The organism is Solwaraspora sp. WMMD792 (assembly GCF_029626105.1).
Lineage (GTDB): Bacteria > Actinomycetota > Actinomycetes > Mycobacteriales > Micromonosporaceae > Micromonospora_E.
The window spans coordinates 4,584,184-4,598,367 of sequence record NZ_JARUBH010000009.1 but is presented as its reverse complement, the minus strand read 5'-3'; the positions used below and the strand labels follow the sequence as shown (position 1 = coordinate 4,598,367).

Sequence of the window (14,184 nt, the reverse complement as noted above, 5' to 3'; positions counted from 1 at the left end):
GCCCTCGGATGACGCCGGGTTCGACCTGCTGGCGGCCGTCGGTCACCCTGTCGGTGTGGATCTCGACGACACACAGACGCTGGTCACCCTGCTCAGCGGCCTGGCCATCCTGGTCGGGCTGATCGGCGTGATCGTGCCGATCCTGCCCGGTCTGCTGCTCTGCTGGGCCGGGGTGCTCGGCTGGGCGGTCTTCAGCGACGCCGGTGGCGGCCGGTGGCTGATCGTCGCCGTGGCGACCCTGATCGCCGTCGGCGGCACGGTGATCAAATATCTGTGGCCGGGACGGGACCTGAAACGGGCCGGCGTACCCAACCGGTCGCTGCTGGTCGGCGGCGCGCTGGGCCTGGTCGGCTTCTTCGTCGTCCCGGTGCTCGGCCTGGTGATCGGCTTCGTGCTCGGCGTCTGGCTGGCCGAGCGGCAGCGGCTCGGCGACTTCGCCGCCGCCTGGCCGGCCACGAAGCGGGCGGTGCTGGCGGTCGGGCTGGCGATGCTGATCGAGCTGGGTGCCGCGCTCGCGATTGCCGGACTGTGGCTGCTCGGCCTGCTCGTGGCCTGAACCACGAGCAGACCGGGCGGCGCGTCGAATGTCACCAGACCGGCATCCGGGCGGCCGGGTATCGGGAGCCGGCCGCGCCGTGCGGCAGGATCTGGCGGATCCGGTCGACCTCGGCCGCGCTGAGCTGTACGGTGGCCGCCGCCACGTTCTCGGCGAGCCGTTGCGGGTTGCGGGTACCCGGGATCGGCACGATGTCCTCGCCCTGGGCGAGCAGCCAGGCCAGGGCGAGCTGGGTGACCGCGACGCCCTTGGCGGCGGCCATCGCGGTCAGCTCACGCACCGCCGCCAGGTTCTGTTCGTAGTTGCCCGGCTGCCAGCGTTCGTCCCAGGTCCGCATGTCACCGTCCGGGTATTCGGCGGCGGGCCGGACCGCGCCGGTCAGGAAGCCGCGGCCGAGCGGCGAGTACGCCACGAACCCGATGCCCAGCTCGCGGACCGTCGGCAGCACCTGCGGCTCCACCGTCCGCTCGAACACCGAGTACTCGGTCTGCAGCACCGACACCGGGTGGACGGCGTGCGCACGCCGGATGATGTCCGGGCCGGCCTCACTCAGCCCGAAGTAGCGCACCTTGCCTTCGGCGATCAGCTCCCCGACAGTGCCGGCGACGTCCTCGATCGGCACGTTCGGGTCGACCCGGTGTTGGTAGAGCAGGTCGATGTGGTCGGTGCCGAGGTGGCGCAGACTGTTGTCGGTGACCTCGCGGATGTGTTCCGGCCGGCTGTCGAACGCGGTGCCGAACCGGCTCGGGTCGGTCAGGTCGAGGCCGAACTTGGTGGCGAGCACCACCTCGTCACGGAAGCCGCGTACCGCCTTGCCGAGCAGTTGCTCGTTGCTGCCGGTGCCCATTCCGTACAGCTCGGCGGTGTCGAACATGGTGACGCCGAGTTCGTACGCCCGACCGATGGTGGCGATGCCGCTGGCCGGGTCGGCCGGACCGTACGCCATGGTCATGCCCATCGTGCCGAGGCCGATCGCGCCGACTTCGAGCCCCTGCGATCCCAGGTTGCGCCGGGGCAGCTGCCGGCCGTTCGCTGTCTGTGTCATGACCCGACGCTATGTCCGCCCCGGGGGCGCCGGCATGGGGCGCGCTCCGCGTACTCTTGCCTGATCCTCTCACCGACGACGGAGCGACCGATGATCGACGAGCTGGCGCGGGTCGTCGCCCGGCACTGCCCGGCGCGGGCGGTCGAGACCGCGGTGCCGCGGCTGCGGCTGGTCCGCTTCGACGACGAGCAGGCCGGGCCGACCGATCTGCTGTACGAGCCGATGATCTGCTTCGTGGCTCAAGGCGCCAAACGCAGTACCGCTGGTGAGCGCAGCTGGCTGGTCGGCCGTGGGACGATGTTCCTCAGCTCGGTGGAGCTGCCGGTGACCGCCGTGTTCGAGCAGGTGCCGTACCGGTCGGCGGTGCTGCGTCTGGACGGACGGATGCTCGCCGACCTGCTGCTGGAGCTGGATGAGCCACCGTCGCCGCCGGCCGGGTCGGCGGAGCCGGCCGCGTTGACCACCGCGGCGATGACCCCGGGGATCGTCGAGGCGGTCACCCGGTGGGTGCGGCTGCTCGACGACCCGGCCGACATCCGGCCGCTCGCCGCCCGGATGGAGGGCGAGATCCTGTACCGGCTGTTGGGCAGCCCGCTCGGGCCGGCGCTGCGTCAGCTCACCGTCGCCGAGTCCCGGTTGTCGCAGGTCCGGGCGGCGGCCGGGCTGATCCGGGCCCGGTACGCCGAGCCGTTGACGGTCGAGCAGATCGCGGCGGCGGCCCACCTGAGCGTGGCGACCCTGCACCGGCACTTCAAGGCGGTGACCGGGATGAGCCCGATGCGGTTCCAGAAGGCCCTGCGGCTGCAGCAGGCCCGGCGACTGCTGGTCACCGGCGCCGACTCGGCCGCTGGAGTGGCCAGGACGGTCGGGTACGTCAGCGCGACGCAGTTCAACCGCGAGTACCGGCGGGCGTACGGCGTACCGCCAGGTCGCGACGCGGCCCGGCTGCGTGCCGGCGACCTGGCGTCGGCAGCGTCGGGGCCGTCGCCGGCAGGCGGCTGAGGGGCGACCGGACCGTCGGGGCACACCGACGGCGCCTGGCCCGTCAACGCTGCCAGGCCGAGCGGCGCAGCAGTCGCATGCCGTTGAGCGCGACCAGCACCGTGGATCCTTCGTGGCCGGCCACGCCGAGCGGCAGCGGTAGGTGGCCGACGATGTCCCAGGTCGCCAGGACCACGATGACGGTGCCGGCGATCGCCAGGTTGGCGACGACACAGCGCCGGGCCCGCCGGGCGAGGGCGACGAGCGCGGGGACGGTGGTCAGGTCGTCGCGGACGATGACGGTGTCCGCGGTCTCCAGGGCGAGGTCGGCGCCGACGCCGCCCATCGCGACACTGGTGTGCGCGGTGGCCAGTGCGGGCGCGTCGTTGACTCCGTCGCCGACCACCAGCACCTGCCGGCCGGCGGACTGCAGTTGCCGTACCGCCGCGACCTTGTCCTGTGGTAGCAGGCCGGCCCGTACCTCGTCGATGCCGACCTCACCGGCGAGTCTGCCGGCTGCCTGCGGGTTGTCGCCGGTGAGCAGCACCGGCGACCGCCCGGTCAGGACTCGCAGCGCGGCGGTGACCGAGGCCGCGCCGGGGCGCAACCGGTCGGTCAGCGCGAGTACGGCTGCCGGAGTGCCGTCGACGGCGACCACGACGGCGGTCTGCCCGGCGGACTCCACTTCGGCGACCAGCCGGCGGGCCTCGTCGTCGGTGGTGGTCAGCAGTTGGGCCGGGCTGGCCACCGCTAGCTGCCGGTCACCGATGCGGGCGGTGACGCCGCGCCCTGGTAGTGCGGCGAACGCGTCGGTGGCGGCGATCGCGAGCCGGCGGTCGCGGGCCGCCGCGACCACGGCGGCGCCGATCGGATGCTCGCTGGGTAGTTCGGCGGCGGCGGCCAGGGCCAACAGCTGGTCGGCATCGTCGGTGGCCGGATTGCCCGGTACGGGGTGCACGGCGGTGACCCGGGGCCGGCCTTCGGTGAGGGTGCCGGTCTTGTCGAAGGCGACCAGGTCGGCGCGGCTGAGACGTTCGATCGCACCGGCGGATTTGACCAGTACGCCGTGTCGGCCGGCGGTGGCGATCGCGGCGAGCAGCGGCGGCATGGTCGCCAGCACCACGGCACAGGGGGAAGCGACGATCATGAAGGTCATCGCCCGGAGCAGGGCGTCGGTGAGGCTGTCGCCGAGGGCGAGCGGGATGCCGAACAGGGCCAGGGTCGCCACCACGACCCCTACCGAGTAGCGCTGCTCGATCCTTTCGATGAACAACTGGGTGGGTGCCTTGCTGGCGGCGGCCTCCTCGACCATGGCCGCGATGCGGGCGACGACGGTATCCCCGGCGGGTGTGGTCACCCGGACCCGTAGCACGCCGGTGCCGTTGAGGGTGCCGGCGTACACGTCGTCACCGGGACGGCGGTCCACCGGGAGCGGTTCGCCGGTGATGGTGGCCTGGTCCACCTCGCTGGTGCCGTCGACGACCTGCCCGTCGGCACCGATCCGCTCGCCGGGGCGGACCAGGATCAGGTCGCCGACGCGCAGCGAGACGGTGTCGACCCGCTGTTCGGCGTCGTCGGTGATCCGGGTCGCCTGGGGTGGGGCGAGGTCGAGCAGGCTGTGTACGGCGTCGGCGGTGCGTCGGGTGGCGAGCGCTTCCAGCGCGCCGGAGGTGGCGAAGATGACGATCAGCAGGGCGCCGTCGAAGACCTGACCGACGGCGGCGGCACCGATCGCGGCGACCACCATCAGCAGGTCGACGTCGAGGGTGCGTTCGCGTAGTGCCCGCAGCCCGGACCAGCCCGGTTCCCAACCGCCGGCGACGTAGCAGGCCAGGTAGGCGGCCCACCAGCTCCACGCCGGGGCTCCGGCCAGGTGCAGTGCGCCGCCGAGGGCGAACAGGCCGGTGGCGGCCGTCGCCCAGCGGACCTCGGGCAGCGACCAGACCGGGGTACGGCGGGTGGCGTCGGTCAGGCGCTCGGCGCGTGGCAGGGGCGCAAGTGGCGCAGTCTCGGTCAGCACGGCCATTACAATAGCTGCGCAGCTACGCAGGTAAGCAAGTAGGCGGCCTCGACTAGTCTGACCGGCATGCACACCTCGATTCCGGATTTCCGGATGCCGGTCGAGGAGCAGGTGCACCTGGCCGCGGAGACGTTCCGCCTGCTCGCCGACCCCACCCGGATCAAGATTCTCTGGGCGCTGCTGCAGGGTGAGTCGTCGGTCGCCTGCCTGGCCGAGCTGGTCGGTGCCGCGCCGACGGCGGTCAGCCAGCATCTGGCCAAGCTGCGGCTGGCCGGGCTGGTCCGGGGTCGCCGGGAAGGCACCTTCGTCTACTACTCGGCCGCCGACGTGCACGTCCGGCAGTTGCTGGCCGAGGCGCTGTTCCACGCCGACCACGCCGATCGTGACCTGCCCGATCACGGCCTGGGGGAGCGGGTCCCCGACCACGACGGGTGACCGGCCACGGCAGGTGACGGGTCGACCGGCTTTGCGGTCGGTCGGCGGTTTCGGTCGCCCGGCCGACGATCTTAATGAAAACGGCTACCGTTATCTTCTGTGCGGAGATGAGAGGAGGCCGTTCCATGGCCGTACCGAAGCGCCGCACCTCGCGGTCGAACACCCGCCACCGCCGCGCCCGGTGGAAGGCGGCGGCACCGACGCTGGTCACCTGCCCCTGCCCACGTCAGGAGAAGATCCTGCCGCACCGGGCCTGCGCACACTGTGGTCTCTACCGGGGCCGTCAGGTCGAGGATCCGCGATGACCGGTGTGGGGACCGACGAGACGGCCAGCGACCGTCGGCTGCCGGTGACGGTGCTGTCCGGATTCCTCGGTGCGGGCAAGACCACCCTGCTCAACCACATCCTGGCCAACCGGGAAGGGCGGCGGGTCGCGGTCATCGTCAACGACATGAGCGAGATCAACATCGACGCCGCGCTGGTGCGCGACGGCGGCAGCCTGTCGCGTACCGAGGAACGCCTGGTCGAGATGACCAACGGCTGTATCTGCTGCACCCTGCGCGACGACCTGCTGGTGGAGATCGCCCGGCTGGCCCGGCAGGGCCGCTTCGACTACCTGGTGATCGAGTCGAGCGGCATCTCCGAGCCGCTGTCGGTGGCGGCCACCTTCGCCTTCGGCACCGACGATGGTGGGGTGCTGGACGACGTCGCTCGGCTGGACACCATGGTCACCGTGGTCGACGCGCCGCACCTGATCGCCCAGTTGCGGGCCGGTGAGTCGCTGGAGCAGCGAGGGCTGGCTGCGTACGACGACGATGACCGCACCATCGCCGATCTGCTGGTCGACCAGATCGAGTTCGCCGACGTGATCCTGATCAACAAGACCGACCTGGTCGGGGCGGCCGAGTTGGCGACGGTGCAGGCGCTGGTGACCAGGCTGAACCCGAAGGCCCGGCAACTGCGGACCGTGCGGGCGCGGGTCCCGATGGCCGAGGTGCTCGACACTGGACGGTTCGACCTGGCGGCTGCCGAGACCGCTCCGGGCTGGGTCGCCGAGCTCAACGGCGAGCACGTGCCGGAGACCATCGAGTACGGCATCAGCAGCATCGTCTACCGGGCGGTCGCGCCGTTTCATCCGCAGCGGCTCTGGGATCTGCTCGCCGAGCTGGACAGCTTCGGCGTCGTACGGTCGAAGGGCTTTCTCTGGCTTGCCACCCGCCCGGACGTGCAGGCACTGTGGTCGCAGGCTGGTCCGTCGGCGCGGTGTGATCCGGCGGGGGTGCCGGTGGCTAGCTCCGGCGAGTGGCCGGACGACCCGGACGAGCGGGCCGACCTTGCCTCCCGGTGGGATCCGGTCTTCGGCGACCGGCATCAGGAGCTGGTGTTCATCGGCATCGGGCTGGACGGCGACGGGCTGCGGACGGCGCTGGACGCCGCGCTGCTCACCGGCACCGAGCTGGCGGCGGCGGGCGCGGGGCTGGCGGCCGGGCTGGCCGCCTGGAGCGCGTTGCCGGATCCGTTTCCTGAGTGGGATCTCGGTGAGCTGGACGAACATCCCGGTGGGCTGGGCGAACATGGACATGTGTCGAGCCAGACAGCACAGACCCCTATCGCAGCTAGATGAAAACGATTACCGTTAGCTCCCGGTGGTCCATCGGGGATCACCGGGAGGGAGTCTGTCTCGTGTTGACCGCAACCCGCCGTCGGGCCACCGGTGCGCTCGTCACCGCATCGGCGATGATCGCCGCACTGGTCGTCTCGGCCGCGCCGGCACAGGCCCACGGCGCCGGCCTGCCGGTGGTCCTCTCCGCCGGCCATGTCGACGTGATCGAAGTGGAGTACGAGGACGGGGAGATGGAGCTCGGCGTCCACGACGACACCGTCGAGCCCGGCGAGCACCGCCACCACGACGACGTGATCTTCGTCGTCAAGCCCGAGGCGAAGACCACTGTGCCCAGCGACTCGGCCTTCGCCTTCCTCGGCACCGCTGGCGCGCCGGTCTGGATCCTGCCGCAGGTGGAGAACGAGGACCTGCTCTTCGCCGGCATCGCCACCGAGGAACTGGAAGCGGGCGTCTTCGAGGGCGACACGGTCGACCTGACCGTGCAGCAGCTGATCAGCGCCCCCAGCTCCGCCAAGATGGCGATCTACACCGAGGACCTGTTCGGGCAGCCGACCGTGCTGGCCAACAGCCGCGACGGGCTGCCGGACGTCGTCGACCTGTCGGTCGGCGAGCACCTGCACGTCAACTGGGCGTTCAGTAAGGCCGGCGGGTACCTGCTCAAGGTCAAGGCCAGTGCCACGCTGGCCGGCACCACGACCGTCGTCGAGTCCGACTCGGTCTACCTGCGATTCGTCGTCCTGCCCTGATTCGGGCCGGATCGGAAGGGAGCAGCGTGATGAACACCTCCACCCGTCGGTTGCTGGCCGCGGTCGCGTCGAGCACGCTCGCGGCGGCGCTCGCGGTCGCCGTACCGGCCACGGCGCAGGCCACGGTCGTCGAGTTGACCAGCGGCCACGTCGACATCCTGGACATCGATCACGTCGCAGGCGGGCCGATCGAGCTCACTGTCGGTGACGACACCGGGTCGACCTTCGTCGAGCGGGATCCGTCCACCGTGGTCTTCGTGGTGCCGACCGCGGCCTACACCGCCGTACCGTCCAGTTCCGCGTGGTCGTTCCTCGGCACCGGCGGGTACGCCTACGTCCTGCCGCAGACCAACACCGCCGGCCTGCTCTGGGCCGGCTGGGACACCACCGGGGTGGCCAGCGGCGCCCTGCAGTTCAACCGGGTCACGGTCAAGCTGACCGACGTGCAGGGGCCCGGTGGGTTCAGCGTCTTCACCGCCTCCGGCGGCACCCCCACCGTGCTGTTCGACAGTGGCAACGGGCTGCCGGACAGCCTGAACGTCAGCCGCAACACCCACGCCCACGTCAACTGGGGCTTCGACGCCGCCGGCACGTACGTGGCGACGTTCGAGGTCAGCGGGGTCCGGACGTCGAACGGGCAGACGGTGAGCGCCACCGAGGAGTTCACCTTCGAGGTCGGCTGACCCCTCGGCTGATCCTCTGCCGACCCCCGGCAGACGAACCGGCGGGTGTCCGCCGATCCATCGTCCGGCCGGTGCCGATCATCACCTCTTCGGCACCGGCTGGACACCGCAACGGGGATGACAACGGTTATCGTTTGCGTGCTAACGTGCGGTGCGCGGGGACGATGGGGAGACAGGTGGGACAGTGCGCGGACGGGGACTCGTCGGGTCGGTCCTGCTGGCGGTCGGCCTGACCGGCTGCGCGGTCCCGCCGACGCTGAGCGCCGCCGACGACCGTCTCCAGGTCGTCACCACCACCGGCATCCTGCGGGACCTGGTCGACAACGTCGGCGGAGACCGGGTCGCGGTCGCCTCGCTCGTCCCCGACGGCGCCGACCCCCACTCGTACGAGCCGTCGTTGCGCGACGTGCGCAACGTCGTCTACGCCGACGTCGCCTTCAGCAACTACCTGCTGCTGGAGGAGCACGCCATCATCAAGGCGCTCGACGCCAACCTGCCCGACGGCGTACCGAACATCTCGCTCGCCGAAGGTGCCGTCAAGTACGCCGCCGAGATCATCCCGCTGGTCGAGGACGTCGCGCTCGACACCATCTGGCTCGGCATGCGGGTACGTGGCACCGGCGAGACCTACGGCGCCGACCGGGCCTCCGACATCCTGCTGCAGAGCACCGCCGTGACCGGCCCCGGCACGATGGCCGCCTACCTCACCGAGTCGTTCGGCAACCCGGCCGTCTACCTCGACTCGGCCGACGGGTTCGACGCCGCCACCGGTTACCGGGACGACACCGCCACCCTGCCGGCCGACGCGCACACCCACATGAGCTGGGCCTTCACCGAGCCGGGCGTCTACCGGCTGACCATGTCGGCGCGGCTGGCGGTCAGCCCCGACAGCCGCCCGGTCGCCCTCGGGGAACAGACCTTCACCTTCGCCGTCGGCGTCGACCCGCACAGCGTGCCCGGCATGGCCGGTGCCGAGGTGCTGCGCGGCGGGCACGCCGACATCACCGTCGACCTCGACGCGGCGGCGCGCGGCGAGCCGGCGCTGTACCTGTACGCCGACCCGCACGGCGACGGCGGGACCCACCAGCAGGTGCACGACCCGGCCGACACCGTCATCGAGGTGCCGAACAAGGCCCTCGCCCAGGTGCCGGCCGGGCGGGACTTCCGGTTCCTCGGCCGCCCCGGCGCCGAGATCTTCCAGCTGCCTCAGGCGGTGCTCGGCAAGCACGTACATGGCGAGATCGACCCGCATCTGTGGCAGAACGTCCGCAACGTGATCGCCTACGTCGAGCTGATCCGCGACACCCTGACCGGCGTCGACCCGGCCGGTGCCGCCGAGTACCGGCGGCGCGCCACCGCCTACATCGCCGAACTGTCGGTGCTCGACGACCACGTCCGCCAGACCATCGCGCGCATCCCACCCGGCCGACGGCACCTGATCACCACCCACGACGCGTTCGGTTACCTGGGGGCCGCGTACGACGTGCAGATCTCCGGCTTCGTCACCCCGCATCCGGCGGCCGAACCGAGCCTGGCCGACCGGCGTCGGCTCACCGAGACGATCCGCAACCTGCGGGTGCCGGCGGTGTTCCTGGAGCCCAACCTGCGGTCGCGGTCGTCGACGTTGACCGAGCTCGCCGACGACCTCGACGTGCGGGTCTGCGAAATCTACGGCGACACCTTGGACGACCGGGTGACCAGCTACGTCGAGCTGATGCGGTTCAACGCCGAGTCGCTGCTCGACTGCCTGGCACCGTGAGGAGGCATCAGTGAAGTCGATCGGCCTGTCGATGGCCGTCTCCGCGCTGCTGGCGATGACGCCGGCCGCCCAGCCCGCACTGCCTGCCGCCCAGCCGGCATTGCCCGCCGCCCAGCCCTCGTCGCCAGACCCGGCGCTGGACCAGTCGATCGCCCCGGACCAGCCGGTGGCCGCCGAACCGGCGGTGCTCGACGCCGGCCACGTCGACCTGGGGCCGCGCTACGTCGACGACGAGTGGACCCTGCTGATCCACGACGACGCCGCGCAGCCGGTATGGCGGGATCCGGACCGGACCGTGCTGCGGGTCACCGACGCCGCGCTGCGGGCCGTCCCGGACGATCCGACGTACGGCTTCCTCGGCGTGCCGGCCGGCACCGACGTGCACGTGGTGCCGCAGGTGCAGCACCCCGACGTGGTGTGGGTCGGCTGGAACACCCAGGACCCCCGGGTGATGCAGACCATTGACCGGGGCGTCACCCTGGAGCTGGCCGACGTGGACGGTCCGGGCGAGGTCGTCATGTACCTGCAGGACGGCACGTTCAGCGAACCGCAGGTGCTGTGGCGTTCCACCGAGCCGCCCGGCCAGCCGATGTGGGTCGAGGTCAACACCCACACCCACGCCAACTGGGTGTTCACCGCCCCCGGCGTGTACCTGATCGCCGTCCGGGCCAGCGCCGACCTGGTCGGTGGCGAGCGGGTCTCGGCCACCCGGCACCTACGCTTCGCCGTCGGCGACGCGTCCAGCACCGACGAGGCGCTGGCCGCGCGACCCGGCGAGGTCGCGGCACCGCCGCCGGCCGGGCCGGACCCCGCCGAGCCGGACGACGCCGGTGGTGGCGGTCCGTGGCTGGTCGTCGGCCTCGTCGTGGTCGCCGTCGCGCTGGCCGGCGCGCTGGTCGTCGTGGTGCTGCGCGGGCGGGCGGTACGGCGTCGGGTCGAACAGGAGCGTGCCGGCTCGTGACCGCGCTCGCCGTACACGATCTCGACGTGGACCTCGGTGGCCGCCCGGTGTTGCGCGGTGTCCGGCTGCACGTCGATCCGGGGGAGCTGGTCGGGTTGATCGGGCCGAACGGTGCCGGCAAGACAACGCTGTTGCGCGCGGTGCTCGGGCTGATCCGGATCCGCTCCGGGCAGGTGCTGGTCGACGGGGTGCCGAGCCGGCCGGGGCGGTGCGCGATCGGGTACGTGCCCCAGCGGCACGAGTTCGCCTGGGAGTTCCCGATCTCGGTGCAGGAGGCGGTGCTCAGCGGCCGTACCGGTCGGATCGGCCTGCTGCGGCGACCGGGGGCGGCCGACTGGCGGGCCACCGCCGAGGCGATCGACCGGGTACGCCTGGGCGACCTGCGTCGCCGGCCGGTTGCCGAGTTGTCCGGCGGCCAGCGCCAGCGGGTGCTGGTAGCCCGCGCGTTGGCGTTGCAGCCGGCGTTGCTGCTGCTCGACGAGCCGTTCACCGGACTGGACATGCCGACTCAGGAGCTGCTCGGTGAGCTGTTCACCGGTCTGGCGGCCGAGGGTACGCCGTTGTTGATGACCACGCACGACCTGATCGGGGCGATGGATGCCTGTTCCCGGCTGGTGCTGCTGAACCGGCGGGTGATCGCCGAGGGCAAGCCGGCCGAGCTGCGGGATCCGCAGCTGTGGATGCGGACGTTCGGGATCAGTGAACGGTCACCGTTGCTGCGTCTGGTCGGCGTCGACACCGCGGCCGTGGCCGCCGCGTCCAGCGAGGGGACCGGCTGATGCCGATCACCGAGTTCATCGCCGACCTGTTGAATCCGGATCTGGCGTTCCTGCCGAAGGCGCTGCTGATCGCGGTCATGTCCAGCGTGGTCTGTGGAGTGGTCGGCTGCTACGTGGTGCTGCGTGGGATGGCGTTCATCGGTGACGCCGTGGCGCACGCGGTCTTCCCCGGGCTGGCGGTCGCCTTCGTGCTGCAGGGCAGCCTGGTGCTCGGCGGCGCGGTCGCCGGGATCGTGACCGCGTTGCTGATCGCGGTGTTCGCCCAGCGTCGCCGGATCAAGGAGGATTCCCTGATCGGGGTGTTCTTCGTGGCCGCCTTCGCCCTGGGCATCGTGATCATCTCGCAGGCGCCGGGGTACGCCGGTTCGCTGCAGCAGTTCCTGTTCGGTTCGATCACCGGCATTCCGGACCGGGATCTCTACACGGTCGGCTTCACCGGGCTGGCGATCCTCGCGGTGCTGTTCCTGCTGCACAAGGAGCTGGTCGCGGTCAGTCTCGACCGGGAGTCGGCCCGGTCGGTCGGGTTGCCGGTGTTCTGGCTGGACATCGTGCTGTACGTGCTGGTCACCCTGGCTGTGGTGATCTCGTTGCAGACGATCGGCAACATCCTGGTCCTGGCGTTGCTGATCACTCCGGCGGCGGCGGCCCGGCTGCTCACCGACCGGCTCGGCGTGATGATGCTGCTCGCCCCGGTGATCGGCGGCGGTTCGGCGCTGGTGGGGCTGTACCTGTCGTGGAGCTACGACCTGCCGGTGGGCGGCACGGTCGTGCTGGTGGCGACCGGGGTGTTCCTGCTGGCCTGGGTCTTCGCCCCGCGTCACGGCCTGCTCGCCCGTCGCCGTCGGGAGCCGGCTGAGGAGCCGCACCGGGAGTCCGACGGTACGCCGGAGTCCCAGGTCACACCGGTGTCGGCAGAGGTGGCCGAACGGCCGATGGGATAATGAAAATGATTGTCGTTACGGTGCGGTGGGGCTTCCGCCCCGTCACGACCACGCCCCGCACCGGTCCACGGTGCGGGCGAGGGGAGGAACCAAGAATGAGAACGACAGGTGCCCGAACGCTCGCGGCCCTGGCCGGTGCGGCGGTGATCGCCGGCGGTGTGCTGCTGGTGCCGACCGCCGCGGCCGCCGCCGAGAAGGTGGTGCTCGCCAAGGGCCACACCGACGCGGTCGACGTCCACTACCACGACGGTGAACTGTCCCTGGAGGTCCACGACGACACGGTCAGCCCGTCGGTCAACCGCGACCCGGCCGACGTGACCTTCCAGGTGCTACCCGAAGCGGCCATGGCCGTGCCGGACGACCCCCGGTTCGCCTTCCTCGGTCCGGCCGGATCGCAGATCTGGCTGCTGCCGCTGACCCAGGACCCCGACCTGCTCTGGCCCGGCTGGAACACCACCACCCTCGGCTCCGGCGTCTTCGCCGGCGACAAGGTCCAGTTGAGCCTCGTCGAGGTCACCGGACCAGGAACCGTCTGGGTGTTCACCCAGGACAGCTTCGGTAGCCCGATCATGAAGTTCCGCAGCGACGACGGCCTGCCGGACGCCATCGACGTACCGATCCGCACCCATGCGCACGCCAACTGGGCGTTCAGCGCGCTGGGCGCCTACACACTGACCTTCCAGGCCGACGCGACGCTGACCGACGGCACGGCCGTCAGCACCGGCCCGGTCGACTATTCGTTCGTCGTCGGCGAGCTCGACGGCACCGGTCCCGAGACCGTGCTGAGTATCGCCGGCATGGCCGACGAGTACCAGCCCGGCGACACCGTCACCCTGCAGGCGGTGCAGACCCCGCAGACCGAGCTGGACCACTACCACTGGTTCAGCCGCTGCCCCGGCAGCGACGACTTCGCCATCATCCCCGGCGAGGCCGGCGCGTCCTACAGCTTCACCGCCACCCGTGAGCTCAACGCCTGCGAATACCAGGTGAAGCTCTACGACGACAACCATAGCGTCGTCGCGACCAGCGCGGAGGTCTGGCTCTGGGTGGCCTTCACCCCGACCGACCCGGAGGCCTCGCAGACCATCACCGCGTCGATCGACCCCACCCAGGGCGCACTGGTGATCAGCGTCGACCCGGACGACCGTAGCGTCGTCCTGCCGCCGGCGCAGCTGACCAGCGGTGGTGACAGCTGGGAGAGCACCGGAAGCCTGCGCCCGGTCACCGTCACCGACACCCGGGCCGGCACCCCCGGCTGGAGCGCCTCCGGTCAGCTGCCGGAGAACTTCACCGGACCCGACGGTGCCACCTTCAGCTCCGGCTACCTCGGCTGGACCCCACAGGTGGTCGACCAGTCCGCCGGTCAGGGCGTCGTCGCGGGTCCGGTCGTCGAGCCGTACGTCGTCGGCGTCGGTGGCGGACTCGGCAGCAGCGCCGTTCTCGGCTCGGCGCCGACCGGCGTGGGCCGGGGCACCGCGACCCTGTCGGCCGGCCTGCAGCTGCGCCTGCCGACCGAGACCGTGCCCGGCACCTACACCGCGACCCTCACCCTCACCGCGATCTGAGGATCGCACCAGGGAACGGGCTGGGCGACGACACCAAGCCGCGTCGTCGCCCGGCCCGTCCCACCCCCTCCGTGAAACGGACCACCCCG

14 protein-coding genes are annotated in these 14,184 nt (G+C 71.3%); 12 read left to right on the top strand and 2 right to left on the bottom strand.

Going from position 1 to position 14,184, the window contains the following annotated elements:
• Positions 1 to 55 precede the first annotated feature (55 nt).
• Positions 56 to 556: a DUF456 domain-containing protein gene (locus O7629_RS21415; RefSeq protein ID WP_278171293.1), complete on the top strand. Its 501-nt coding sequence runs from the start codon at positions 56 to 58 to the stop codon at positions 554 to 556.
• Positions 557 to 587: 31 nt separating this feature from the next.
• On the opposite strand, the gene O7629_RS21410 is transcribed toward O7629_RS21415, so the two are convergent.
• Positions 588 to 1,601, bottom strand: a complete 1,014-nt coding sequence (locus tag O7629_RS21410) for an aldo/keto reductase (protein WP_278171292.1) — start codon at positions 1,599 to 1,601, stop codon at positions 588 to 590.
• Between the two features lie 90 nt (positions 1,602 to 1,691).
• Here O7629_RS21410 and O7629_RS21405 point away from each other — a divergent pair, with 90 nt between their 5' ends.
• Positions 1,692 to 2,603: an AraC family transcriptional regulator gene (locus O7629_RS21405; protein WP_278171290.1), complete on the top strand. Its 912-nt coding sequence runs from the start codon at positions 1,692 to 1,694 to the stop codon at positions 2,601 to 2,603.
• Between the two features lie 43 nt (positions 2,604 to 2,646).
• On the opposite strand, the gene O7629_RS21400 is transcribed toward O7629_RS21405, so the two are convergent.
• Positions 2,647 to 4,572, bottom strand: a complete 1,926-nt coding sequence (locus O7629_RS21400; RefSeq protein ID WP_278174616.1) for a heavy metal translocating P-type ATPase — start codon at positions 4,570 to 4,572, stop codon at positions 2,647 to 2,649.
• Between the two features lie 96 nt (positions 4,573 to 4,668).
• On the opposite strand from O7629_RS21400, the gene O7629_RS21395 reads away from it, so the two are divergent.
• The 10 genes from O7629_RS21395 (at position 4,669) to O7629_RS21350 (ending at position 14,095) form a co-directional block, all read left to right on the top strand.
• Positions 4,669 to 5,037 (top strand): metalloregulator ArsR/SmtB family transcription factor, encoded by a 369-nt coding sequence (locus tag O7629_RS21395; protein WP_278171288.1) that lies wholly within the window; start codon positions 4,669 to 4,671, stop codon positions 5,035 to 5,037.
• A 125-nt stretch (positions 5,038 to 5,162) separates the two neighbouring features.
• Positions 5,163 to 5,342, top strand: a complete 180-nt coding sequence (gene rpmF, locus O7629_RS21390) for a 50S ribosomal protein L32 (RefSeq protein ID WP_278171286.1) — start codon at positions 5,163 to 5,165, stop codon at positions 5,340 to 5,342.
• Positions 5,339 to 6,661 (top strand): GTP-binding protein, encoded by a 1,323-nt coding sequence (locus tag O7629_RS21385; RefSeq protein WP_278171284.1) that lies wholly within the window; start codon positions 5,339 to 5,341, stop codon positions 6,659 to 6,661. The genes rpmF and O7629_RS21385 overlap by 4 nt, the downstream gene beginning before the upstream one ends.
• A gap of 59 nt (positions 6,662 to 6,720) precedes the next feature.
• Positions 6,721 to 7,407 (top strand): choice-of-anchor M domain-containing protein, encoded by a 687-nt coding sequence (locus tag O7629_RS21380; RefSeq protein WP_278171283.1) that lies wholly within the window; start codon positions 6,721 to 6,723, stop codon positions 7,405 to 7,407.
• Positions 7,408 to 7,436: 29 nt separating this feature from the next.
• The gene (locus tag O7629_RS21375) at positions 7,437 to 8,090 is read left to right on the top strand and encodes a choice-of-anchor M domain-containing protein (protein ID WP_278171282.1); all 654 of its coding nucleotides are present in this window, start codon (positions 7,437 to 7,439) and stop codon (positions 8,088 to 8,090) included.
• 214 nt (positions 8,091 to 8,304) lie between these two features.
• A complete protein-coding gene (locus tag O7629_RS21370) occupies positions 8,305 to 9,849 on the top strand; it encodes an anchored repeat ABC transporter, substrate-binding protein (RefSeq protein ID WP_278174615.1) in 1,545 nt (514 codons plus the stop codon).
• Positions 9,850 to 9,904: 55 nt separating this feature from the next.
• Positions 9,905 to 10,810 carry a choice-of-anchor M domain-containing protein gene (locus tag O7629_RS21365; protein ID WP_278174614.1) on the top strand — a complete coding sequence of 302 codons (906 nt, stop codon included), beginning with the start codon at positions 9,905 to 9,907 and terminating at the stop codon, positions 10,808 to 10,810.
• Entirely contained in the window at positions 10,807 to 11,589 is a 783-nt protein-coding gene (locus O7629_RS21360; protein ID WP_278171281.1) for an anchored repeat-type ABC transporter ATP-binding subunit, read from the top strand. Before O7629_RS21365 ends, O7629_RS21360 begins: the two co-directional genes overlap by 4 nt.
• A complete protein-coding gene (locus tag O7629_RS21355) occupies positions 11,589 to 12,530 on the top strand; it encodes an anchored repeat-type ABC transporter permease subunit (protein ID WP_278171280.1) in 942 nt (313 codons plus the stop codon). Before O7629_RS21360 ends, O7629_RS21355 begins: the two co-directional genes overlap by 1 nt.
• A 95-nt stretch (positions 12,531 to 12,625) precedes the next feature.
• Entirely contained in the window at positions 12,626 to 14,095 is a 1,470-nt protein-coding gene (locus tag O7629_RS21350) for a choice-of-anchor M domain-containing protein (RefSeq protein WP_278171279.1), read from the top strand.
• The last annotated feature ends 89 nt before the right edge of the window (positions 14,096 to 14,184 follow it).